Annotated in this window: 23 protein-coding genes; 16 read left to right on the forward strand and 7 right to left on the reverse strand. The window is 57.8% G+C overall.

Annotated elements, in window-relative coordinates; genetic code table 11:
* The 3 genes from YBN1229_RS17650 to YBN1229_RS17660 all read left to right on the forward strand — a co-directional run bounded on the left by YBN1229_RS17650 (position 1) and on the right by YBN1229_RS17660 (position 4625).
* Positions 1 to 798, forward strand: a complete 798-nt coding sequence (locus YBN1229_RS17650) for a DsbA family protein (RefSeq protein WP_046479483.1) — start codon at positions 1 to 3, stop codon at positions 796 to 798.
* Between the two features lie 75 nt (positions 799 to 873).
* Complete coding sequence (gene smc / locus YBN1229_RS17655) at positions 874 to 4338, forward strand: chromosome segregation protein SMC (RefSeq protein ID WP_046479484.1); 3465 nt, start codon at positions 874 to 876, stop codon at positions 4336 to 4338.
* Positions 4339 to 4379: 41 nt separating this feature from the next.
* Positions 4380 to 4625, forward strand: a complete 246-nt coding sequence (locus YBN1229_RS17660) for a hypothetical protein (RefSeq protein ID WP_046479485.1) — start codon at positions 4380 to 4382, stop codon at positions 4623 to 4625.
* Between the two features lie 31 nt (positions 4626 to 4656).
* Here YBN1229_RS17660 and YBN1229_RS17665 read toward each other — a convergent pair whose 3' ends face one another.
* From YBN1229_RS17665 to YBN1229_RS17680, 4 genes are all read right to left on the reverse strand, one after another.
* Positions 4657 to 5055, reverse strand: coding sequence for a c-type cytochrome (locus YBN1229_RS17665; protein WP_052744061.1), 399 nt, complete (start codon positions 5053 to 5055; stop codon positions 4657 to 4659).
* Between the two features lie 173 nt (positions 5056 to 5228).
* Positions 5229 to 6617: a YiiX/YebB-like N1pC/P60 family cysteine hydrolase gene (locus YBN1229_RS17670; RefSeq protein WP_052744062.1), complete on the reverse strand. Its 1389-nt coding sequence runs from the start codon at positions 6615 to 6617 to the stop codon at positions 5229 to 5231.
* A gap of 223 nt (positions 6618 to 6840) precedes the next feature.
* Positions 6841 to 7974 (reverse strand): site-specific DNA-methyltransferase, encoded by a 1134-nt coding sequence (locus tag YBN1229_RS17675; protein WP_046479486.1) that lies wholly within the window; start codon positions 7972 to 7974, stop codon positions 6841 to 6843.
* A gap of 334 nt (positions 7975 to 8308) precedes the next feature.
* Positions 8309 to 8698 carry a hypothetical protein gene (locus tag YBN1229_RS17680; protein WP_139165310.1) on the reverse strand — a complete coding sequence of 130 codons (390 nt, stop codon included), beginning with the start codon at positions 8696 to 8698 and terminating at the stop codon, positions 8309 to 8311.
* A gap of 484 nt (positions 8699 to 9182) precedes the next feature.
* Here YBN1229_RS17680 and YBN1229_RS17685 point away from each other — a divergent pair, with 484 nt between their 5' ends.
* Genes YBN1229_RS17685 through YBN1229_RS17730 form a run of 10 tightly spaced genes read left to right on the forward strand, consistent with a single transcriptional unit; the run spans position 9183 to position 16636 of the window.
* Positions 9183 to 9659, forward strand: a complete 477-nt coding sequence (locus tag YBN1229_RS17685; protein ID WP_046479488.1) for a Na+/H+ antiporter subunit E — start codon at positions 9183 to 9185, stop codon at positions 9657 to 9659.
* Positions 9659 to 9946, forward strand: coding sequence for a monovalent cation/H+ antiporter complex subunit F (locus YBN1229_RS17690; RefSeq protein WP_046479489.1), 288 nt, complete (start codon positions 9659 to 9661; stop codon positions 9944 to 9946). The genes YBN1229_RS17685 and YBN1229_RS17690 overlap by 1 nt, the downstream gene beginning before the upstream one ends.
* A complete protein-coding gene (gene mnhG, locus YBN1229_RS17695) occupies positions 9943 to 10320 on the forward strand; it encodes a monovalent cation/H(+) antiporter subunit G (protein WP_197540869.1) in 378 nt (125 codons plus the stop codon). Before YBN1229_RS17690 ends, mnhG begins: the two co-directional genes overlap by 4 nt.
* On the forward strand, positions 10317 to 10919 hold the full coding sequence (locus tag YBN1229_RS17700) for a DUF4040 domain-containing protein (RefSeq protein WP_052744063.1): 603 nt from the start codon (positions 10317 to 10319) through the stop codon (positions 10917 to 10919). Before mnhG ends, YBN1229_RS17700 begins: the two co-directional genes overlap by 4 nt.
* Positions 10916 to 11332: a Na(+)/H(+) antiporter subunit B gene (locus YBN1229_RS17705; protein ID WP_046479491.1), complete on the forward strand. Its 417-nt coding sequence runs from the start codon at positions 10916 to 10918 to the stop codon at positions 11330 to 11332. Before YBN1229_RS17700 ends, YBN1229_RS17705 begins: the two co-directional genes overlap by 4 nt.
* Positions 11329 to 11697, forward strand: a complete 369-nt coding sequence (locus YBN1229_RS17710) for a cation:proton antiporter subunit C (RefSeq protein ID WP_244464962.1) — start codon at positions 11329 to 11331, stop codon at positions 11695 to 11697. Before YBN1229_RS17705 ends, YBN1229_RS17710 begins: the two co-directional genes overlap by 4 nt.
* The gene (locus tag YBN1229_RS17715) at positions 11694 to 13190 is read left to right on the forward strand and encodes a monovalent cation/H+ antiporter subunit D family protein (RefSeq protein WP_046479492.1); all 1497 of its coding nucleotides are present in this window, start codon (positions 11694 to 11696) and stop codon (positions 13188 to 13190) included. Before YBN1229_RS17710 ends, YBN1229_RS17715 begins: the two co-directional genes overlap by 4 nt.
* Complete coding sequence (locus YBN1229_RS17720) at positions 13190 to 14695, forward strand: proton-conducting transporter membrane subunit (RefSeq protein ID WP_046479493.1); 1506 nt, start codon at positions 13190 to 13192, stop codon at positions 14693 to 14695. Before YBN1229_RS17715 ends, YBN1229_RS17720 begins: the two co-directional genes overlap by 1 nt.
* 2 nt (positions 14696 to 14697) lie before the next feature.
* On the forward strand, positions 14698 to 14958 hold the full coding sequence (locus tag YBN1229_RS17725; RefSeq protein WP_076605429.1) for a hypothetical protein: 261 nt from the start codon (positions 14698 to 14700) through the stop codon (positions 14956 to 14958).
* On the forward strand, positions 14948 to 16636 hold the full coding sequence (locus tag YBN1229_RS17730) for a Na(+)/H(+) antiporter subunit D (protein WP_046479494.1): 1689 nt from the start codon (positions 14948 to 14950) through the stop codon (positions 16634 to 16636). The genes YBN1229_RS17725 and YBN1229_RS17730 overlap by 11 nt, the downstream gene beginning before the upstream one ends.
* 33 nt (positions 16637 to 16669) lie before the next feature.
* Here YBN1229_RS17730 and YBN1229_RS17735 read toward each other — a convergent pair whose 3' ends face one another.
* A complete protein-coding gene (locus YBN1229_RS17735; protein ID WP_052744065.1) occupies positions 16670 to 17353 on the reverse strand; it encodes a ribonuclease HII in 684 nt (227 codons plus the stop codon).
* A 134-nt stretch (positions 17354 to 17487) separates the two neighbouring features.
* The gene (locus YBN1229_RS17740) at positions 17488 to 18591 is read right to left on the reverse strand and encodes a PA0069 family radical SAM protein (protein WP_046479495.1); all 1104 of its coding nucleotides are present in this window, start codon (positions 18589 to 18591) and stop codon (positions 17488 to 17490) included.
* A 176-nt stretch (positions 18592 to 18767) separates the two neighbouring features.
* Between YBN1229_RS17740 and YBN1229_RS17745 the strand changes: the two genes are divergently transcribed.
* The 3 genes from YBN1229_RS17745 to YBN1229_RS17755 all read left to right on the forward strand — a co-directional run bounded on the left by YBN1229_RS17745 (position 18768) and on the right by YBN1229_RS17755 (position 21126).
* Positions 18768 to 19523 carry a TIGR04283 family arsenosugar biosynthesis glycosyltransferase gene (locus tag YBN1229_RS17745; protein ID WP_076605357.1) on the forward strand — a complete coding sequence of 252 codons (756 nt, stop codon included), beginning with the start codon at positions 18768 to 18770 and terminating at the stop codon, positions 19521 to 19523.
* Complete coding sequence (locus YBN1229_RS17750; protein WP_046479496.1) at positions 19523 to 20182, forward strand: TIGR04282 family arsenosugar biosynthesis glycosyltransferase; 660 nt, start codon at positions 19523 to 19525, stop codon at positions 20180 to 20182. The genes YBN1229_RS17745 and YBN1229_RS17750 overlap by 1 nt, the downstream gene beginning before the upstream one ends.
* A 161-nt stretch (positions 20183 to 20343) precedes the next feature.
* Entirely contained in the window at positions 20344 to 21126 is a 783-nt protein-coding gene (locus YBN1229_RS17755) for a hypothetical protein (protein WP_046479497.1), read from the forward strand.
* A 44-nt stretch (positions 21127 to 21170) separates the two neighbouring features.
* Here the strand turns inward: YBN1229_RS17755 and moaB are convergent, their stop codons facing one another.
* Entirely contained in the window at positions 21171 to 21710 is a 540-nt protein-coding gene (gene moaB / locus YBN1229_RS17760) for a molybdenum cofactor biosynthesis protein B (RefSeq protein WP_046480816.1), read from the reverse strand.
* Positions 21711 to 21843 lie beyond the last annotated feature (133 nt).

The raw sequence follows: 21843 nt of genomic DNA on the forward strand, positions 1-21843 counted from the left end.
ATGTCTTCTGTTTTGGTCGTCAGTGTCATGACGCTCGTCGCGGGCTGCGCGTCGGAACAGTTGCTGCAGGCCAACAACGCCGCGAACCAAGGCGAAACATCGTCCACGAGCGCATACGGTGGATTAGGCGCGAGCAAGCAGACAAAAACCTCTGCGCCGTTTAACCCGTTCGCGGACCATAGCTCTACCTCCTATGGTGGGCGCCAAATCATCTCCAATCCGTCGATGGACGAGGTGATGAAGGTGGGGGCTTTGCCGGAAATGTCACTTGGGCGGGGGGACGCTCCGGTGACGATTGTCAAGTACGCCTCGCTCACCTGCCCATATTGCCGCAAGTTTCAAAAAGAGGTGTTTCCGCAACTCAAGCGCGATTACATTGATCGCGGCAAAGTGCGGTTCATTATTCGCGAATTTCCGATCGGACGGTCTTCGGGCAATGCGACGATCGCGTTGAGATGCGCCCGTCCCGAGACCTATTTCACCCTCTACTCCAAGTTTCTCGAGCAACAGGGTTCCTGGGTAAGCCAGGAGGTTCGGCTTGATGCTATCCACAAGGTGGCAGCTCAAGTGGGGCTTAGCCGTGCAGAATTTGACGCCTGCCTCAAGAATCAAGCCATGATCGAGGGGCTTGAGTGGATCAAGGATCGCGGGCGCACGTTGGGCGTGATCGGAACCCCGAACTTTTTTGTCCAGAATAAGCTGGTCAAGAAGGTCCTTACGTATGCCGACTTGAAGGCGATGATTGATCCGCTTCTTGGCGTACCCGTAGCCGCACAGAATACAGCGGACACGCGTTGAAATTGAGAGCAGCTTCGTTTTCGAGGCTCGCGGTCCTAGTGCTTTCGGTCTGCGGAAGCTGGGGAGTTCAGGCTCATGCGCATCAGCCGGCTTAGGCTGCTCGGCTTCAAATCATTTGTCGAGCCTACCGAACTGGTCATCGAACCGGGACTGACTGGTGTTGTCGGTCCTAACGGGTGTGGCAAGTCCAACCTTCTCGAAGCGCTGCGCTGGGTGATGGGTGAGACGTCCCACAAATCCATGCGTGCAGCAGCAATGGACGACGTTATCTTCTCAGGTACGAGTTCGCGTCCGGCGAGGAACCTTGCCGAGGTGACGATCTTTATCGACAACTCGGAACGCTTGGCCCCAGTCGAATTCAACGACAGCGATACCATCGAGATTACGCGACGCATCGAGCGCGAGGCGGGGTCTGCTTATCGTATCAATGGTCGCGAAGCGCGTGCTCGCGACGTCAAGATCCTGTTCGAAGACGCGGCAACCGGATCGCGCTCTCCAGCGCTGGTGCGTCAGGGGCAGATCGGCGATATCGTCAATGCCAAGCCTGAGGCGCGTCGCCGAATTCTTGAGGATGCAGCGGGGATCGCGGGCCTGCATTCGCGGCGTCACGAAGCTGAGTTGCGCTTGAAGGCTGCGGAAAACAATCTCGCGCGCCTCAACGATGTGCTCGGTGGACTCAACTCGCAGATCGAATCATTGAAGCGGCAAGCGCGGCAGGCGCGGCGGTATCGAGATCTCTCGCGGGAGATTACGCGGGCGGAAGCCCTGCTCATGCATCTGACGTGGCGTGATGCTTACGCAGCGGCTGAGGCTGAGGAAGCGCGGCTGCGCGAAGTTCTGGTTCGGCTGGGTGAGGCGACGCGGGCGGAGGCAGCGTCTCTGCGGGCGGAGGCTGAAGCTGCTGCGCAATTGTTACCTCTGCGTGAGGCTGATGGGAAAGCGAGCGCCTTGCTGGCGCGTCTGCGCATCGAGGCTGAAAATTTCGAACGCGAGGCGGAACGGCAAACGACGCGGGCTTCGGAACTCGAAGATCGGATCGCGCAGTTGGAACGCGACTTGGCGCGTGAGGAGGCGCTCAAGACCGAGGCTGTGGACACCATCGCCCGGCTCGAACAAGAGATCGACGCTATCGAGGGCGAGGAGACCAACGCTGAGACATCGGCTCTGTCGGCTGAAGTTGATCTTAAAGATGCGGCCGCGGCACTTGAGGCCACGGAAGCCGAACTTTCACGCTTGACTGCGGCGGTCGCGCAAGAACGCGCACAACGCGACAGCGCACAATCCACTCTGACGCAGGCGCGCCAGCGCGTTGAGCGAGTCAAAACGCAGTTGGAGACGCTGGACCGTCAAGCTTCCGAGATCGGCGGTGGTGGTAATGATGCCGCTGACCATGAGCGGGTGCTGGCGGATGTGGCGCGGCTTGGCGAACTGATTGCCGATATCGAGCAGCGCACAAGCGATGCGGAAATGAGGCATGAGGGGCTGGCCGAAACTGTGACGGAGCGCCGCGAAGCCGCGTCGCAGTCGCGGATGACGGCCAATGCTCTCAAGACGGAACGTGAGACGCTTGCGCGTCTGTTAGTGCCGGACAGCGGTGACTATCCAGCGATCGTCGATTCAGTGCGCGTGGCTCCCGGTTTCGAGGCCGCGCTCGGTGCCGCGCTCGGCGATGACCTTGACGCGCCAGCCGATTCCGCCGCGGCCGTGCATTGGCTGTTGATCGAAGGCGATGATAACGACCCGCCGTTGCCAGAGGGCGTCGATCCGCTTGATGCTCACGTCAAAGCGCCGCCTGAGCTGCAACGACGGCTTCGGCAGATTGGCGTTGTTGCGAGCGATGCAGGTGCTGATTTGCAGCCTTACTTGCGGCCGGGGCAACGGTTGGTGAGCCGAGAAGGCGATCTTTGGCGTTGGGATGGCTTCGTTGCGGCGTCACACGGAATGACAGCTGCCGCGCAACGCCTGAGCCAACGTAACCGGCTTACAGCGTTGGCTCAGGAAGAAACGCAGGCGCGTGAGCAAGCTGAGCGGGATGCCGCAGCAGAAGTCCAGGCGGCCGCATTGTTGCGAGATGTGCAGGGTGAAGAGCAGCGGCTGCGGCAGGATTGGCGCAACGCGCAGAATGAACTTTCCGCCGCGCAGGCGACCTTGCAGAAAATCGATCGGCGGCGACGCGAGATTGAAAGCAAGCTGGCGGCGATCGCGGGCGCACGTACGAGTTCTGAACGTGATCTCGAAGAAGCGGAGAGCCGTGCGGCAGAGGCTGCAGCAGTCGCCGAACGTTTTAGCGATTCCGCAATCGCGGCGCTTGAAGAGGAACGTTCGGCCATTCTGGTAAAGGCGCAGGGAGAACGTGCGCATGTCGCTGATTTGCGTGCATCCGTTGCGGCCTTAACCCGTGCGCGTCAGGAGCGGGCTCATAAGAGGGCGAGTTTGGCGTCGGACCTCGAACGTTGGCGCACACGACTAGCGGGCTCAGGCGAACAGATGTCGGCATTGAGCGGGCGCCGCGATGAGGCCCGTGTCGAACTCGAGACGCTTGCAGGGCTGCCCGCACAAATCGAGGCGCGCCGTCAGAAGTTGCTCGACGGATTGACTGAAGCTGAACGCCAGCAAAAGGAAGCCAGCGACGCCTTGCAGCGTGGCGATGCGGCTCGCACGGACGCGGCTTCGGCGTTGCGCGAGGCGCAAGGTGATGTCGGTGCTGCACGTGAAGATCGTGCGCGCATCGAGGCAAAGCTGGAAGCGGCGCGCAACCGTTGCCAGGAAGAGGCGCACCGTATTCATGAAACCTTCAATGTGACGCCCGAGGCGTGCTTGTCGCTCGCTGAGCTTGGTGAGGGAGATGCATTACCAGCGCTGGCCGATGTTGACCGGCAATGGAACCGCCTGAAAGCGGATCGCGAGCGGCTGGGCGGCGTCAATCTGCAGGCGGATGAAGACCTGGAGCAGCTTTCCGACCAATTCACGAGCATGGAATCTGAGCGGGGCGACGTTGAGCAGGCGATTGCCAAGCTGCGCGGGGGTATCGGTCAGCTCAATCGCGAAGGCCGCAAGCGGTTGAATGAAGCTTTCCAGACCGTCGATGGACATTTCCAGCGGCTGTTCGGCACCCTGTTTGGCGGCGGTGAAGCGCGCCTTGAGATGGTTCAGTCGGAAGACGATCCTCTGGAGGGTGGGCTTGAAATTATCGCGCGGCCGCCTGGCAAGAAGCCTGCAACTCTTTCGTTGTTGTCTGGCGGCGAACAAACATTGACGGCGCTCTCTCTGATCTTCGCCGTGTTTCTGACGAATCCGTCACCGATCTGTGTGCTTGATGAAGTCGATGCGCCACTTGATGACGCCAACGTCGACCGGTTCTGTACGTTGATGGAGAAGATGGCGGAGGAAACCGCGACGCGGTTCCTTGTTATCACACACCACCCGATGACGATGACGCGGATGCAGCGCCTGTTCGGTGTCACTATGGCTGAAAAGGGCGTGTCGCAACTTGTTTCGGTTGATCTGCAAACAGCGCAAGAGTTCCGCGAGGCTAGCTGAGGCTACCGCGCATCCTGACTGAGTGATTCGGGGAATTTTTTATGGGACGCCTTCTGATCGCAATAGCCATTCTACTGTGCCTTGCGTGGGCTGGTGCAGTTGCTTACGAGGCTTGGGTCAGCTGGCCGCATCTTTCCCTGGACCTCAGCCACGGTGATGCCGGAACTCAAGCTGCTTATGATCAAGCCGTGATTATGCACGTTGTGCGCTATGCGGTCGTTGGAATAGCGCCGTTTTTAATTGTCACGGCGCTATCACTTATGTTCGGTCGATCCAGGAAATCATAAATCAGTTTCATTTTTTGGATCTGAGGGTTTCCTATTTTCCCTCGCTGGCGAGATAGTCGACGATTTTCTTTCTCTCGGCCTCGTCCGTAATGCCGGAGAACGGCTTCATATTGTTGCCTGAAACGACAGCGTCCGGATTTGCGATGAATGCGTCAAGCTTTGCCTCGTCCCAAGTGAAGCCGGCATTTTTCATTGCTGATGAATAATTGTATCCTTCGGCTGCACCGGCTTTGCGCCCTATGATGTTGTGCAGATTGGGGCCTAGCCGATTGTCGCCTTCATCCGTAGTGTGGCATGTGCGGCAAGCATTGTTGTAGGCGATTTGGCCTTCGTTTTTTTCTTGTGCTTCCGTTTGTTTGTCGAGGGCCACAATAAACCCCGCCGTCAACAGGGCGGCGGCAGTGGTTCTTAAAAGGTCGCGATCAGCCATTTTTACCTCTCGAGGCCTGATTTTCAGTCATCATCGAGGAAACGCGGGGACAGGTTTCAATGTTCCCGTGTCGGCAGGCCGCAGGTAAATGGCTTTATTTTTCTATTGTTCGCATGCTCTTAGGGGCGAATAATGTATTCCTGATTTTAAATGTCAAAATTACAAATCTATCCTCAGCGGCGCGGGATCTTCAAATATCCAATTTCTTTGCCAGCTTCCTGGCGCATGCGCTCTAGGTGGTCTCTCACCTCACGCGGGTGCATCGGCAGATCCGATTGACGGATGCGGTCCGCTTCCAACTTGCGAAGTTCTTCGAGAAGCGGCTGCGCCGTCTGATGCAACATCGCGATCGCCGCAACAGCGCTTCTCTTCATGTTCGAGGGCACTTTGGGAATGATGTTGTCGATCATGTCTTTGACGTCGTTCGAGAGATAGCTCGACAAGCGCCCGAATATTGAGATCAGACGGATCTTGAAGGTTTCGCTAAAACGGAATCCGTCGCGTTCCATCCATTCAAAGATCTTGTCCATGACGATGTCCTGCAGACGCAGGTCAGAGGTTACGCGGTAGTCCTGCCATTCGGCGACGACGTCGAAGGCGGGTTCTAATTCCATCTCACCCGGTGCGAAGGTTTCGGTCGTTTGCACGCCGATACGATCGACGAAGTCACGATTTTTCATGTCGAGGCGCGTCGGGAATGTGGGCAGGATAAATTTGTGGTCGCTTGCTTCTTTATAGGCGCGCCGCACCAGCTTCGAGCAGAAGAGTGCGCGCGGATCGTTGTCCAGGCGCATGGTGAAATCATAGGGGATGTGTTTGCCCTGCGGGCTCAAGGACAGGCGAACGCGGTCATGGATCACGTAGGCTGCGCGTTGGGCGAGAGCCGGGTCGCGGTGGCGGAAAACGATGGCCCGCCCGAGGTCGTGGCCTAACACCTTCGCCAACGGCTGGATGACAGAGCCGTCTTCGATCAGAGCTTCTACGGCCCAGTGCGAGCCGTTGGGATCGACGTAAATGATGAAGACGTGACTGAACTGAGAGTCGATGTCGCCGATGCGTGCGATCGCGGCCGAGTTATGCAGGCGGCCTCGGACGAGGACGACGTCTCCGGATTGGAACGGTAGGCGCGCCGGTCCGGCCAGTGCAGCAGGTACTTGCGTGTTGTGATGAGGGCCGGTGAAGGCGCGGAACGTCTTTGCGTCGGCGGGCAGACTGGCAAACCCGATCCATAATTCACCGACGATGTCCGATGCGTAGCGGAGTGCCCGCAGGCAATCACGTGCACGTTTGATGGCGTGCCGCGACATCGCTCCGGCGTCGTGCCATTGCCCGACTTGCCCGCGCAGGGCGACGCGCAGATCGAACAGCGCGGCCATGATTTCTGGCGCGGTTTCGCGATGCTGGGCGATATCGTATTGGGCAAAGTCAACCTGCTCGAAAGCCTGGTAGAGCTGATCGAGGTTTGAAGCGAGCTGGCTCGTCGTCGAGACAGGTTTGGTTATTTCGGCCTTGAACGCGGTGACGTCGTTCAACAATTTAGCCGGTCCGGTGGACGTGTTCACGCAAAACTCCTCCACAATCTGCGATCCCGATTAAGTTCGGATGCGCAAAATGCGTACTCCCCCTGCTCAGATAGCGGAGCAAGATCAACTGGGCCAGAGCCTAGTTCGGTTTCGGCAGTAGCGAAATTGCAAACACGCACCACTCTGGCGCGATTGGTCGCCTCAAATATGTCGCCGGACAGACAATTGGGTGGCGCGTCCGGCGTTATCAATCGGGTCTTTGCTACTCGGCGGCGATCAACGCTGGCATGCGTGCGAGCCCAAGTTGCTGCTTGGCGCGTTCGCGCAACTCATCGATCGGCTTGAGTTTTCCGCCGGTCTCAAAGTGCCAGAACGTCCAGCCATTGCAGGCTTGTTTGCCTTGAACATGGGCACCCAGGCGGTGGATCGATCCTTGGCTTTTCTGCCAACTTAGAGTGCCGTCGGCCTTAACTTCGGCGCGGATCTTGCGGCGGGGATCGAACAGGGCGGAGCCGGGCTTAAGAATGCCAAGCTCGATAATGGTGCCGAATGGGACGCGCGGTTCAGAGCGTTTCGAGGGCTGTGTTTCCAGGGCGGATGCGGGGAGTTGGCGCACCTTAGCGATACGTTCACGGGCCGCTGCCGCGTAGTCCTTGTCACGTTCGATGCCGATGTAGGAGCGCCCGAGGCGTTTGGCGACGGCGCCTGTCGTGCCGGTGCCAAAGAACGGATCAAGGACGACATCGCCCACGTTGGAGGAGGCCAGCAACACGCGGTTCAGCAGGGCTTCAGGTTTCTGGGTCGGGTGAGCTTTGCGGCCGTCATCGTCCTTCAGGCGCTCAGGTCCGGAGCAGATTGGGAAAAGCCAGTCCGAGCGCATCTGCAAGTCGTCGTTAAAAGCCTTCAAAGACTCATAGTTGAAAGTGTAGCGTGACTTCTGATCACGTGCGGCCCAGATCAGCGTTTCGTGCGCATTGGTGAAGCGGCGGCCACGGAAGTTCGGCATCGGGTTGACCTTGCGCCAAACGACGTCGTTGAGGATCCAGAAGCCGAGATCCTGCATCGTTGCCCCAAGCCGGAAGACGTTATGGTAGGAGCCAATGACCCAGATTGCGCCATCGGGTTTCAAGATGCGGCGGCATTCGCCAAGCCACGTCCGGCAAAACGCGTCGTAGTCGGCAAAGCTGGCAAAGCGGTCCCAGTCGTTGTCGACACCGTCCACACGGGTGTTGTTGGGGCGCAGGAGTTCGCCGTCGAGCTGGAGATTGTAAGGAGGGTCCGCGAAGACCAAATCGACGCTGGCGTCGGGGATTTTTGCGAGCTGTTCGAGGCTGTCCCCGATGATGATGCGATCACGTTGAGGGCGGGCAGACTTGGGGGACCGACGCAAGACCATGTTCTACGTAACTTCCAAACGCTGAAACGACCACAGAATAAACCTGACGGGTGGTTGAGTGCCCGTACAGAAGGATGGCGAGCGTCACCATCGCGGAGGGGTGGTTAACGAGTCGTAACCAAGGCGTACGTCAAGTTATCCACAGACTCTTGGTAGTGTCGGATTCAGGCGAACGCATGACGAACATATCATGATCGTATGAAGGCGTCAGGTTCGAAGTTTGGCCTTGAATAGTGGGGCATAAATGAAAATGGGCTGTACCGCTTTTCGCGATACAGCCCATTTTATCTTTTAGCTTGGCGGTGGTGTCGCTCAGCGCACCATCAAGCTGAACTTAGTAGCAATAGCGGTCTAGCTTATAGCAAGCGTTGTCATTACCACGGCGGCAACGGTGAGCCCAACGATCGCAGCGATCATAGCGGCCACGATAGTGGCGGTGATCATGCGCGTGGGCACGATTTGCTGCACCCAGTGCCAGGCCAAGGGCTACACCACCGACGATTGCTGGGCCAACCCAGCGGCCACGGCGGCCGGCGACCACGATCTTTTCTCCGCTCGCGTCGGATTTGGCGACGATCATGCCCTTGTTGTGCGTTGCATTGCCCGTCAGCGACTGCTGGACAGGAGCGTCAATGCGAGCCTCGGCGGCTGACGCCTGGCCCGCCATAAAGGGCATCGAAAGCGCGAGGGCCGCGACGCCGAAGAACTTCATGATAGTTTTCATCTCTAGTCTCCCTACTTACCCCGGGGCAATGATGCAATCATGCGACGCGGGACATCTCAATTTAATCTCGTCGCGCGGCATTGCTCTCTACAACGTAGTTTGCTGCCGCATGTTCCGAAACAATGAGATACTTTAGAGGCGGGATTGTGAATTCAGGATGAACAAGGACGTTCAGCAAAACAGCGGGAGTGCTGTATCGATCCTGCTGTTTTCAATTACAGTGAACGCTCTCTTGTTCCCATGCTCATTTTGAGCTTTACGGGATACTGCCCACCCTCCTCATTCTGATGACTTTTGTACAAAAACTCACGAATTGGTGCACTTTAGTCGGTTGACGCGGGGCGTCCCGTTTGGTGGGATACCAGAGAAACCCCCGGCGATCGCGGATCATCGCGCTGATTGTTTTCATAATGGGGGGCGAGCAAAAGCCTTAGCACGTCGCGGCCAGCCGCCAGGCGTCATCCCGGAGGCGAGGAGGAAGTGTATGAGGCAAGTCAGCCTAGGGCTGTTTTTGTTCGCGTTCTGGTTGATTTTATCTGGGCACTACACTCCCTTCTTGCTGGCTATCGGGCTCGGCAGCGTCGCTCTGGCCGTTTACGTCTCATCGCGCATGCGGGTGGTGGATGCTGAAGGCCATCCAATCGGCTTGCTCAGCAGGTGGTTGGGCTATCTTGTCTGGCTTTACATTGAGATCATGAAGTCCGCGTGGGCTGTCACGCGCATCATCATCGATCCGAAGCTGCCGATCTCACCGACCATGACCAAAGTGAGGGCGAGCCAAAAGACGCCCGCCGGCATCGCAACCTATGCCAACTCAATTACACTCACGCCGGGCACCATAACGACTGACGTTAAGGGCAACGTTTTAACGATCCATGCGCTCGTTCGGGGTGGGGCGGACGATCTGGAGGGGGGCGACATGGATCGACATGTCAGCGGCTTCGAGCGAGGTCGCGTCTAATGTTTTTCGTCGCTTCCGCCGCTATTCTCGTTGCCATCATACTCGTGGTGGTGCGCGCAATCCGAGGGCCGACTGTGTTCGATCGCGTGCTTGCGGCAAACGCCATCGGCACCCTTGCGATCTTGTTGCTTGCAGCGATCGGCTTTCTTACCGGACGTCCAGAATGGCTTGACGTCGGGCTGACCTACGGCCTGCTCAATCTCATCAGTATGCTCGCCGTCCTCAAATTCTTCCGTCATGGAGACCTTGCCTATGACGGAGAAGAAGAGAGGGAGACGAAAGCATGATGGAGCAGATCGTCGATATCGCCAGCTGGATCCTTATCGTGCTCGGCAGCTTCTTCATTATCACCGGCGCAGCAGGAATGCTGCGTATGCCGGATCTATTTACGCGCATGCATGCGGCAAGTGTCATTGAGACTCTTGGTGCGACGTTGCTTGTCGTCGGTCTGATGCTGCAGGCAGGCTTTACGCTCGTCAGCGCAAAGCTCGTATTCGTATTGCTGTTGTTTTTCTTTATCGGGCCGGTTGCGGCGCATGCGTTGGCGCAAGCAGCGTTGCACGCTGGTGTAGAGCCAATGCTCGATGAGGACAGACGCAACAGGGAGCCTCCGGGCGGGGCGGAAAAAAATGAAACAGACCCCGTGGAGCCGAAGACATGAACACAAAGGCTGCTCCTGAAGTCGTCGCCACTCCCGAAGTTTTCGTCATCATGGTGCTGCTGACATTGCTCGCGGCAGTGACGCTGGCAATTATCCGACAACGCAACCTTTTCAGCGTTGTGATTTTGTCGAGCATCTACAGCTTCCTGATGGCGAGCATCATGATCGCGCTCGATGCGGTTGATGTTGCGATGACGGAGGCTTCTGTTGGCGCTGGTATTTCGACAGTCATTCTGCTCGCGACGCTGCACCTGACAAAATCGGTCGAGTATCCTGCGGTCAGGCAGGTCGCGCTTCCATTGTTCGTGTGTATTGTCGTTGCTGGTGCGCTGATTTGGGGGTCTATCTCTCTTCCGCCGTTCGGCATCGCGGATACCCCAATTCATACCCACACGGCGCCGCGGTATATTGAAATGGCAAAAGAACATCTGATGCCGCCGAATATCGTGACGGCTGTGTTGGCCGATTTCCGTAGCTTCGACACCTTGGGTGAAACCACCGTGATTTTCACGGCGGGCATCGGTGTATTGCTGCTGCTGAAAGGGCGCGTGAAGAAAATGCAGGGACAGGATGATACTGAGAAGAAAGGTGAGGCATGAAACTCGACCTTGTCTTACGTGTCGGCACAAAGATCTTGCTGCCGTTCATTCTGGTCTTCGCGCTTTACGTACAGTTTCACGGTGATTATGGGCCGGGCGGCGGCTTTCAAGCCGGCGTGATCGCGGCGGGTATGGTGATCCTCTACGCAATCATCTTCGGGGTGAACAAAGCCAAGCACATTGTACCGCAGGCTCTTGTTGAAGCCATGATTCCGTTGGGGGTTCTGATCTACGCCGGGACGGGCATCGTGAGTTTGCTGCTCGGTTACAACTACTTGGACTACACAGGGTTTGCGGGTGATTTTCTGCGTGCCCACGAATGGGGAATTCTAATCGTTGAGCTTGGGGTTTTGGTAACGGTGTCTGGAACCATGATTGCTATGTTCTACGCTTTCGCCGAGAGGGGGCGATGATGGAAGCGCTCCAAAAGTTCGCCACGCACTACAACTACTTCGTGACGATCTTTTTGATGGTCGCCGGCCTCTACATCGTGATTGCGCGCGGCAATATGATCAAAAAGCTGGTAGGACTATCCTTATTCCAGACGTCCGTTTATCTGCTCTATCTGTCTCCAGGTAAAATCGTCGGTGGCACGGCCCCGATCTATGATGGGGCATATCAAGTCTACGCTAATCCTTTGCCGCACGTCCTTATGCTTACGGCAATCGTGGTCGGTGTGGCGACGATTGCTCTCGGCTTGGCCCTCGCTGTGCGCATCAATGAAGCGTACGGGACCGTCGAAGAAGACGAAATCTTCTCGAAAGATGGGGAAATATGATCGATCTGCAGCCGCACTTGCCGATCCTGCAGGTCGTTATCCCGCTCTTAGGATCGCTGTTAACAGCGTTTATTCGTCGTGGCACGCTGTCTTGGCTTGTGACGCTGATTGTCACGTGGACTCTGCCGTTTATTGCTGTTGCTTTGTTCTTGCAGGTGCAGGCCGCCGGCGCGCCGATTTACTACAAACTCGGTAATTGGGAAGCGCCTTTTGGCATCGTCTACAAAGTCGATGTCCTCAGCGCATTCATGCTGTGCCTGGTGTCGGGCGCGGCTGCGGTCATCATGCCGTTTGCACGCAAGAGCGTTGCCAGTGAGATCGATTCCCATCAGCAGTCCTGGTACTACACGATGTATCTGCTGTGCCTTGCGGGCCTGCTTGGGATCATCATTACGAATGATGCGTTCAACGCCTTCGTCTTCCTCGAAGTGTCGTCACTGTCGACGTACGTCCTCATTGCGTTGGGCAGGCATCGGCGCGCCCTTGTCGCCTCCTACCAGTATCTCATTATGGGGACGATCGGCGCGACGCTCTACATCATAGGTGTCGGCCTTTTATACTTGCTGACAGGATCGCTGAACTTCGACGATATCGCAGCGCGACTGACGTCGGATCTGGTTTGGCCGTTGGAGCCGCTGCTGGCAGCGTTGGCCTTTATCTTTGTCGGGCTGAGTTTGAAGCTCGCGTTGTTCCCGTTGCACGTCTGGCTGCCCAATGCCTACGCCTATGCGCCATCATTCGCGACGGTGTTCCTCGCGGGCACGGCCACAAAGGTGGCGATCTATCTGCTGGTGCGGGTGATGTTCGAGGTGTTCGGCGTCGCGCTCACGTTTGATCGCTTGCCGGTGGCTGAGATCCTTATCGTACTATCTGTGGCTGCCATGTTCATCGCTTCTTTCAGTGCGGTGTTCGAAGATAACGCCAAGCGGATGCTGGCCTATTCCTCGGTTGCGCAGATCGGCTACATCACGCTCGGCATCGGGCTTTTCAATCAGGCCGGTCTTACGGGGGCGTTTGCGCATGTCGCGAACCACGCGGTTATGAAAACGGCTTTGTTTCTGGCTCTCGGCGCAGCATTTTATCGTATCGGTTCCGTGCGCTTCAGCGATCTGGAAGGAATCGGCAGGCGAATGCCTTTGACGATGGGTGCGCTTGTGATCGCGGGTATCGGACTTATGGGTACGCCGGGTACCGCAGGCTTTATTTCCAAATGGTATCTCGCGATGGGAGCGCTCGAAGCAGGATCATGGCTTCTTGTGTTTTTGATCGTGGCCAGCTCGCTTATCTCTGTCATCTATGTCGGTAAGCTCGTTGAGGTGATGTGGCTTCGTGCACCTTCGCCAGCGGCGGCAGAGGCGAAGGAAGCGCCATTGTCGATGCTGGTTCCACTGCTTCTCCTGGCTGCGGCTACTATTTATCTCGGTTTTGATACGCGCCTGACGGTCGATATCGGCAACCAGATCGCGACGTTGCTGCTTGGGGGGCTCAAATAATGCTTAGCCTCACACCTGAGCAACTGATGCTCGCCGCTCTTGTGATCCCTTACATTGCGGCGGTTCTCATTCCGCTGTGTTGGCGCGTGCCGAATATTCGGGAGGGCGTCACGCTCGTAGCGGCGGTCGCACTCGCGACGGTCGTCTGGAATCTCTATCCGCACGTCATCGATGGGGCGCGGCCTGAGATCGTTGGGTTCAGCGTTGCCCCTGGGCTCGATTTTGCTTTCAAGGTCGAGCCATTGGGGCTGCTGTTCGGGCTCGTGGCCTCGACTTTGTGGGTCGTGAACTCGGTCTATTCGATCGGGTATATGCGCGGGAACAACGAGCCGCGGCAGACACAATTCTATGTTTGCTTTGCGGTTGCGCTGGGCGCCACGATCGCGCTCGCCTTTTCGAAGAACCTCTTCACGCTCTTCATATTCTATGAGCTGCTCACTCTCTCGACCTATCCGTTGGTGACGCACAAAGCGACTCCCGACGCTTTCAAGGCGGGGCGCGTCTATCTGTTCATGCTCGTTGGCACGTCGATGGTGCTTTTGCTTCCGGCGATCATCGCGACATGGGTTTTTGCCGGGACGCTTGACTTTACGCCTGGCGGCATTTTCGCTGACAAGGTCAGTCCGGTCCTTATGGGCGGCCTTCTGGTGCTGTTTATTTTCGGCATCGGAAAAGCAGCCCTCATGCCAGGTCATTTCTGGCTTCCCGCAGCGATGGTCGCGCCGACTCCCGTCAGCGCCCTTCTCCATGCCGTTGCCGTGGTGAAGGCTGGTGTCTTCACGGTTCTGAAGGTGATCGTTTTCATTTTCGGTATCGAGACGCTTGCGGAGGCCGGAACTGGCGCGTGGCTTTTGTGGGCTGCGAGTTTCACGGTTCTCACAGCTTCGATCATCGCGCTGCGGCAGGACAACCTGAAAAAGCGTTTGGCTTATTCAACGGTTTCGCAACTCTCCTACATCGTGTTGGCAGCGGCGATTCTGACGCCGATTTCCGTAATCGGGGCGGCGATGCATATCGCTGGGCACGCCGTGGCGAAGATCACGTTGTTCTTTGCGGCAGGCTCCATCTACACGGCGGCGCATAAGACCGAGATTAGCGAGCTCAATGGCATCGGCTGGAAGATGCCTTGGACGATGACAGCCTTTGCTGTCGGTTCTCTCGCGATGATTGGCCTGCCGCCCACAGCAGGCTTTTTCGGAAAGTGGTTCATGTTGTCGGCTGCCTCAACGACACAGGACTGGCTCGTCATCGCGGTCATCGTTTTGTCTACGGTGCTAAACGCCTGCTACTTCTTGCCCATTATTATCCGGGCATTCTTTCGCGAGCCCGAAAAGGTCGTTGCCGGGCACGCAGTGGGCGCGCAATACGCCGGTCATAATGACGATCACGGCGAGGCGCCTTGGCCCATCGTCGTTGCGTTGACCGTGACGGCATCGATGACGGTGCTGTTGTTCTTCTTCCCGAGCGTGCCCTTCAATCTGGCGCAACTAATGGTGGCGGGGTGATCGTGAGCAAAGATAGAGAAAGAGGCGAAGACTATTGGCTCGCGAGGCCCGCGACGATCGGGTTGCTCAAGAAGCTGTTTATTGCCGCGCTTGTTCTCCTCGTGCTCGCCGACTTTACCGTTGAGCATCATTCGTACTTCGGCATCGATGGCACATTTGGATTTGGGGCGTGGGTTGGTTTCGTGACGTGCATGGCACTCATCGCCGTCGCAAAGATGTTCGGCACGCTGCTCAAGAGGCCAGACAGCTACTATGACAACTAGTCTGATCATCCCTCCCGGCTTAGTCCTCATTTTAGGCGGCCTGTTGATGCCGCTGTTAGCGCGCGTCGGCTTGCGCTCGCTCGTGCTCATTGTGTTGCCTGTTGTGACGCTTTGGCTCGTTTGGACGCCGCCGCTGGGCGCAACGCTGACAACTCCCTTCCTTGGCTTTGAGCTCATCCTCGTTCAGACAAGCGAACTGGCGCGCGTTTTCGCGACTGTGTTTTCCCTCATGGGATTCTTGGGCGGGCTCTTCGCGCTTCGGCAGCAAAATACGCTCGAACTGGCTGCGGCGTTTGTCTATGCGGGAAGCGCCATCAGCGTCACTATGGCCGGCGATCTGATTACCGTCTTCATCTTCTGGGAGGTGATGGCGATCGCGTCCACGGTGGTTATCTGGTGTGGCGGCGCGAAAGCGCGACCGGCAGGGATGCGCTATGCCGCGATCCATATGCTGGGCGGCGCTCTGCTCATGGCAGGTATTGCAGGAGAGATCGCTGCCACTGGATCGACGGCGTTTACAGCGATGGATACGTCGACCGTGCCGCGCATGCTCATCCTGGCTGGAATTCTTATCAACGCCGGCGCGCCACCGTTATCGGCGTGGCTTCCAGATGCTTATCCAGAGTCGTCTTGGACGGGGATGGTGTTCCTGTCCGCGTTCACGACAAAGGTGGCGGTTTTCGTTCTGTTGCGCGGTTTTCCCGGAACGGAAATTCTAATTCCCATCGGCTTTGTCATGGTGTTTTACGGGATTATCTACGCGATCCTGGAAAACGACGTGAGGCGCATCCTGGCGTATTCGATCGTCAACCAAGTTGGCTTCATGGTGATCGCGATCGGTATCGGCACCGAGATGGCGCTCAATGGCGCTGCGGCACATGCCTTCGTTCACATCATTTACAAAGCGCTGTTGCTGATGGCGACGGGATCAGTGCTTCTGGCCACCGGTAAGCGCAAGTGCACGGAACTCGGAGGCCTCTTCCGTTCGATGCCGCTGACGGCTGTGTGTTGCATCATCGGCGCGCTTTCGATTTCGGCATTTCCCTGGACGTCAGGCTTTATCGCCAAATCACTGATCAGCGGTGCTGCTGCGAAAGAGCATATGGAGACTGTGTATCTCCTGCTGGTCGTGGCTTCCGCAGGTGTTCTCCTGCCCGATATCAAGGTTCCCTGGTTCGTCTTTTTCCACAAGGACTCTGGTCTCCGGCCGAAAGATCCGCCGTGGAATATGGGCCTGGCGATGATCATTCTGTCGATCTTCTGCGTCGGGATCGGGGTGTTCCCGGCAGCCCTTTACGGGATGCTTCCCTACCCGGTGGATTACGAGCCCTATACGCCGGACCATATCGTCTATCAGCTTCAGCTCCTGCTCTTCGGCGCGTTGGCCTTCTACCTGACGCTCGGCTGGCTGAAGCAAACCAACACGATTACGCTTGACGTGGATTGGCTATGGCGGCGGCCAGGACCGGCCATTGCGGCTTTCCTCGATCGCTTTGCTGGATACACCTGGGAATGGTTTGTGGATCTGGTGACGGCGACAGCGATGCGGCTTTACCGCCTCGTGCATAGCCATCATGGGCCACAGGGCATTTTTGGACGGACGTGGCCCACCGGCACGATGGCATTCTGGACAACGGTGATGCTCGGCGCTGTCGTCATCATGTCGTACTTCCAGTAAGCACGCGGAATGTCCGCGTGTTTGCCGGGCGTTTTAAATCAGGTCGGCTTCCGCTGTGGCACGGGTCGCGTTGTTATCTGGATCGGCGATGAGGCCCAGTGCGTATTGCACGGGTCTGAATGAGCGACGATGCAGGGGTGTGACGCCGTGACGGCTCAGAGCTTCACGGTGCTCGGGGGTGCCATAACCCTTGTGGCGTTCAAACCCATAGGCTGGATAGTCGCGTGCGAGCTTACGCATGATCCTGTCGCGCGTGACCTTGGCGATGATCGAAGCTGCTGCGATCGAAAGACATTTCGCGTCACCACGGACGATGGTGCGTGTGGCGCACTTGATTTTCGGGGCGCGGTTGCCGTCAATCAGAGCCAACCTTGGGGCGATTTCTAATTGGGATACAGCATGGCTCATAGCCCACATCGTGGCGTTGAGGATGTTGTCTGTGTCGATGCGTGCGACGTCTGCGATGCCTACCGCAAAACTGCTTGTGGCTACGATCCGCGCGTAGACCGTTTCGCGCCCGTTCTCGTCGAGAGCTTTGGAATCGGTAATTCCGTCCGGGATGTTGTCGGGGTCGAGAATCACGGCAGCCGCTACCACCGGACCTGCCCAAGGTCCGCGACCAGCTTCATCAATGCCGGCAATAGGTCCCGGAATGAGAGCCATTTCGGCGCTCTCCAGCTCGAATGTCGGCAGCAGGCGTGAATCGCGAATCTTCATTCCGCGATTTTCCCGTGCCGGGGTTCAGAAGCAAAGCGCGTACGCCGAGTTTCAACGGGATTTGGCGACGCCTGTTACCGCATTGAGACTCGCGGGTGCAGTTTTACGCATCTAACCCAGCGTTTCAACGTGCCTTAGAGCAAGGGAAATTGTCCGCCTTGAGGTGTGGGCCTGCGGAACAGATCCGTTCGCAACGGCAGGTTGGGCGTATCCATTCCGATGCGTTTAAGTGCCAGACGAAATCGTTTTGCGATCTGCTCGGCGTAGGGGCCGGTTCCTCGTTGGCGCATGTGAAAGGTTGACGTGTAGTCGCGGCCGCCATGCATGGATTGCATTAACGCGATCACGCGCCGTGCGCGGTCAGGGAACTCGGTTTCGAGCCATTGCCGAAAAAGATCTTTGATTTCTAGGGGCATGCGTAACAGGACGTAGCCAGCCGCCAAGGCTCCAGCGTCGTGGACGGCCTTGAGGATGGCTTCGATTTCATGATCGGTGAGGGCTGGGATGATGGGGGCGACCATTGCGAAGGTCGGGATGCCGGCAGCGCTGAGTTGGCGGATGGCTTCGAGTCTTTTGGGAGGTGTCGCGGCGCGCGGTTCCATCGCACGGGCGAGCTTGCGGTCCAACGTCGTGACAGATAGGGCAACTTTGGCCAAGCCCTTGGCCGCCATTGGCGCAAGTATGTCGATATCACGGGTGACGAGAGCGGATTTGGTCACAATGGCCACGGGGTGGTCGGTCGCGGCCAAGACTTCGAGAATTCTGCGCGTAATCGCTAATCGTCGTTCGACGGGTTGGTACGGATCCGTGTTGGTTCCAAGCGCGATCGTTTTGACACGATAGCCTGGCTTGGCGAGTTCCCGTTCCAGCAAGCGCGCGGCTTCCGGCTTTACGTAGAGTTCCGTTTCGAAGTCCAGGCCAGCGGAGTGTCCCAAGTAGCAGTGGGATGGGCGTGCGTAGCAATAGATGCAGCCGTGCTCGCAGCCTCGGTATGGATTTATGGATTGGTCGAACGAGATGTCAGGGCTGTCATTAGTTGTGATGATGGTTCGGGCGGTATCGGTGCGAAGTCGCGTTGTGAAGCCGTCCAGGCTTTGCAAGCCCTCCCAGCCATCGTCGAATTCTTCGCGGGTCTGATTTTCAAAACGACCGGTGGCGTTGGAGCGGGCGCCGCGCCCCCGGCGCCGGTCCTCATGGATCAGTCTTGAACTTTGCGGTGTCTCGTTGGGATGGGACATGATGTCAAACCGGGTGTTCAAAACGGCTGCAATTCGCGGAGAGGGGTTCTAAAGTGCCAAAACTTAAAACTGTTCTCGGAACAAATCAAGAACATAGAGGCTGACTTGCAACTCGCTGTATCGAGTTGGGCCGACATGGCTTGTTGTCCGAGGATGCTCCGTGCGAGACAAAGACTATGATTTCCGTAGTCATCCCGACGCTCAATGCCGAGGCCTCACTGCCTGGCTGCCTGGCTGCACTCGTTCCGGGTGCGGTTGACGGAGTCGTCCGCGAGGTCATCATCGCAGATGGCGGTTCCGAGGATGCGACGGCGCTGATTGCGGACCAGGCTGGCGCACGCTGGCAGAAGTCCGAGCGTGGGCGCGGTCAACAGATCACGTGCGGTGCTTCGCTGGCTCGTTCAGATTGGTTGCTCATCTTGCACGCGGACACAATTCTCGAGTCCGGATGGGAGCGTGAGGTCGGAGCTTTCATTGAAAAGGTGGAGAGTGGCCGGCGGTCTCAGACAGCCGCTGTGTTTCGCTATGCCCTCGATGATGACGGGGCTCTGCCACGCTTCCTGGAAACGATGGTGAATATACGCGCGAGCTTGATGGGGGCGCCATATGGCGACCAGGGCTTGCTGATTTCGCGAAAGCTCTTCGATGAGATCGGTGGTTACCGCCCGATGGCCATCATGGAAGACCTCGATATCGTTCGCAGGCTTGGGTGGAGCAGATTGGCCGTCTTGCGGTCGCGGGCGATCACGTCAGCTGCGCGTTATCGCAAGGATGGCTATTTCAAACGTATCGCGCGCAATCAGCTTTGTTTGGCGATGTACATGTTGGGTGTCCCGGTGACGCGCATCGCACGGTTCTACGAGGGCGTCTCGGTAAGTGACGATGAACGCAACGCTGCGGCAGAGGCCGTACAATCCGACGTGAAATCTTGATGAAGGAAGAAAGCGCTCGCCGTAGCCCGACTGCGTTCGCGCGGCATCTCGTTGTGATGGCGAAGCTTCCCGTTGCCGGACGCGTGAAGACGCGGTTAGCGCGGGGTGTCGGTGTTGGACGGGCTGTCAGTTTTTATCGCGCGGGTCTGGCTGCTGCGTTCGGCCGCGTCAGTCAGGCGAGACGCTGGACGACCTACGTCGCTGTTGCGCCGGATTCAGGTATCTACGAACCGGTGTGGCCGATCTCCTGTCGCCGCATTGCGCAGGGCCGAGGCGATCTCGGTCAACGCATGCAGCGGGTCATGGATGGCTTGCCACCGGGCCCTGTCGTCATCATCGGCTCGGATGTTCCAGAAATAAGATCCGAACACATCGCCAGCGCATTTAAAATTCTGGCAAGCGCGGACGTGGTGCTAGGTCCCTCTCCGGACGGCGGGTATTGGCTGGTCGGTTTGCGGCGGCGTCCGCGTATCGCGCGCATATTCGACCGCGTGCGTTGGTCGCATGCGGAAACATTATCTGATACTTTGGCCAACGCAGTCGGGTTACAAGTGTGTTGGCTCGAACAGCTTGATGATGTGGATGACGCCGATGATCTTGCGCGGTTAAGCGAACGTGCTGGGCGTCGTATTCCGAGCCCGCCAAACATATTTTCCTGACTTTGATCTGTATTGCGGCCCATGTGGATCACGTGACACATTGGGCTCAGTCAAGATTACATCGCCAGTATGGGTTTCTGCGGCGGATTATGCTCGCTATATTGGAATGACTGCGTTTCGCGTCGGCGACCGGGGAGTCGCTGAGTCGGGTTGGGGCACGAATGTCTGAGTCACAAAGTTACTCGCCGGCACAGCTCTTGGCGATCGGCCAGCGTGCCGAAGCCGAGGGCAAGTTTGACTACGCGACGCAGTTTTATTCTCATCTTGCAGACCATTACAGAAATACGCCCGAAGCGCATGAAGCGCTGTATGGGCTGCAGCGCATTGAACGCTATGTGCAGGCGCAAGCGGCCCAGACGCACAACCCTCAGCCGCAGGCTCCGCGGCGGGACGCCTCACCATCCTATCCATTGCAACAGAGGCAACCTTCGTCGCAAACAGGAGGGCGCGGCGCGGCGAGGACGGCGCAACCTGGCCCTCGTCACGAATGGCCACAGGCGGCGCAGCCAGAGCGTCCCAATTTGGCGGGGAACATCGCATCCGCGAGGTCGTCGCTTCCGGCGCCTGTTCACGATGATGAGCTAGAAGACGATGCACGGCTTCCGCGACTTGTCGCGCGCGCAGGCAGATCAGATGAAGATGAGTACGCGCATGGCGTGCCGGAGTATCGGATCGGCCGGTTTATGGCGGTCGTGCTGGCTGCTGTTGGCTGGTTCTTGCTGGTTGTTGGACTGGTGGTGCTGCTTGCGGGGCTTGCCGGTGTCCCTGCTTCCTTCAGTGCGGCGGGGCTTCTGGGGCTGCCGCTGGGCGTCGAGCTCGGGCTTGGGGCCATCGTAACAGGTGTCATATTGCTGTTTGTGTCCCAGTTGGGCCGCGCTGTTTTCGATTCTGCAAGCGCAGCCCGCGAACTGGTGGAGATGGAACGAACGAAGTCGGGGCGATAGAGCTCACCCATTCTCTGTTCTGGGTCTTTCGGGCCGATGGCCCATCAACTCGCGCGGTGTTCCTCCAGGCGCGGCATGATCTCCACGAAGTTGCAGGGCCGGTGGCGATTGTCGAGCTGCCACCTGAGAATTCCTTCCCAGGCATCGCGACAAGCTCCGGGCGAGCCGGGCACGCAGAAGATATAGGTCCCTTTGGCGACGCCAGCACAGGCGCGCGATTGGATCGTTGATGTCGCGATCTTCTGGTAGGACAACATATGGAAGACGACGGAAAAGCCTTCGATATCTTTTTCGAAAAGAGGACGAACGGCTTCGGGCGTCACGTCCCGGCCGGTAAATCCGGTTCCTCCAGTCGTGATGACGACGTCGATATTGGGATCATCAATCCAACCCTTCACCACAGTCTGTATGGCGGCAACATCGTCGGCGACCAGATTGCGATCTGCAACTTCATGGCCAGCGGCTGTGATCATCTCCGCAAGCAAGCTGCCGGATTTGTCTTCTTTCTTGGTGCGGGTGTCGGACATCGTCAGAACTGCGATGCGCACCGGTAGAAAGGGACGAGATTCATCGATCTTCGACATTGCGTTCGTTGCCTTTGATTGCGCCATTCAATGGGCCGGGGCGTGCCGGCGGCCCCGCAAGAGGTGGCGCACCGGACAAGCGCGGGCCGGGTCAGTTTGGCCGCTTGCAGCAGGCCAGTAAAGCCTCGGACGG

The sequence above is a fragment of the Candidatus Filomicrobium marinum genome (assembly GCF_000981545.1).
Taxonomy (GTDB): Bacteria; Pseudomonadota; Alphaproteobacteria; order Rhizobiales; family Hyphomicrobiaceae; genus Filomicrobium; species Filomicrobium insigne.

What these genes read in the sequence shown, in the direction of transcription:
- YBN1229_RS17650 (WP_046479483.1), top strand. Translation starts at nt 1, where the DNA reads ATGTCTTCTGTTTTGGTCGTCAGTGTCATGACGCTCGTCGCGGGCTGC.
- smc (WP_046479484.1), top strand. Translation starts at nt 874, where the DNA reads ATGCGCATCAGCCGGCTTAGGCTGCTCGGCTTCAAATCATTTGTCGAG.
- YBN1229_RS17660 (WP_046479485.1), top strand. Translation starts at nt 4,380, where the DNA reads ATGGGACGCCTTCTGATCGCAATAGCCATTCTACTGTGCCTTGCGTGG.
- YBN1229_RS17665 (WP_052744061.1), bottom strand. Translation starts at nt 5,055, where the DNA reads ATGGCTGATCGCGACCTTTTAAGAACCACTGCCGCCGCCCTGTTGACG.
- YBN1229_RS17675 (WP_046479486.1), bottom strand. Translation starts at nt 7,974, where the DNA reads ATGGTCTTGCGTCGGTCCCCCAAGTCTGCCCGCCCTCAACGTGATCGC.
- YBN1229_RS17680 (WP_139165310.1), bottom strand. Translation starts at nt 8,698, where the DNA reads ATGAAAACTATCATGAAGTTCTTCGGCGTCGCGGCCCTCGCGCTTTCG.
- YBN1229_RS17685 (WP_046479488.1), top strand. Translation starts at nt 9,183, where the DNA reads ATGAGGCAAGTCAGCCTAGGGCTGTTTTTGTTCGCGTTCTGGTTGATT.
- YBN1229_RS17690 (WP_046479489.1), top strand. Translation starts at nt 9,659, where the DNA reads ATGTTTTTCGTCGCTTCCGCCGCTATTCTCGTTGCCATCATACTCGTG.
- mnhG (WP_197540869.1), top strand. Translation starts at nt 9,943, where the DNA reads ATGATGGAGCAGATCGTCGATATCGCCAGCTGGATCCTTATCGTGCTC.
- YBN1229_RS17700 (WP_052744063.1), top strand. Translation starts at nt 10,317, where the DNA reads ATGAACACAAAGGCTGCTCCTGAAGTCGTCGCCACTCCCGAAGTTTTC.
- YBN1229_RS17705 (WP_046479491.1), top strand. Translation starts at nt 10,916, where the DNA reads ATGAAACTCGACCTTGTCTTACGTGTCGGCACAAAGATCTTGCTGCCG.
- YBN1229_RS17710 (WP_244464962.1), top strand. Translation starts at nt 11,329, where the DNA reads ATGATGGAAGCGCTCCAAAAGTTCGCCACGCACTACAACTACTTCGTG.
- YBN1229_RS17715 (WP_046479492.1), top strand. Translation starts at nt 11,694, where the DNA reads ATGATCGATCTGCAGCCGCACTTGCCGATCCTGCAGGTCGTTATCCCG.
- YBN1229_RS17720 (WP_046479493.1), top strand. Translation starts at nt 13,190, where the DNA reads ATGCTTAGCCTCACACCTGAGCAACTGATGCTCGCCGCTCTTGTGATC.
- YBN1229_RS17730 (WP_046479494.1), top strand. Translation starts at nt 14,948, where the DNA reads ATGACAACTAGTCTGATCATCCCTCCCGGCTTAGTCCTCATTTTAGGC.
- YBN1229_RS17735 (WP_052744065.1), bottom strand. Translation starts at nt 17,353, where the DNA reads ATGAAGATTCGCGATTCACGCCTGCTGCCGACATTCGAGCTGGAGAGC.
- YBN1229_RS17740 (WP_046479495.1), bottom strand. Translation starts at nt 18,591, where the DNA reads ATGTCCCATCCCAACGAGACACCGCAAAGTTCAAGACTGATCCATGAG.
- YBN1229_RS17745 (WP_076605357.1), top strand. Translation starts at nt 18,768, where the DNA reads ATGATTTCCGTAGTCATCCCGACGCTCAATGCCGAGGCCTCACTGCCT.
- YBN1229_RS17750 (WP_046479496.1), top strand. Translation starts at nt 19,523, where the DNA reads ATGAAGGAAGAAAGCGCTCGCCGTAGCCCGACTGCGTTCGCGCGGCAT.
- YBN1229_RS17755 (WP_046479497.1), top strand. Translation starts at nt 20,344, where the DNA reads ATGTCTGAGTCACAAAGTTACTCGCCGGCACAGCTCTTGGCGATCGGC.
- moaB (WP_046480816.1), bottom strand. Translation starts at nt 21,710, where the DNA reads ATGTCGAAGATCGATGAATCTCGTCCCTTTCTACCGGTGCGCATCGCA.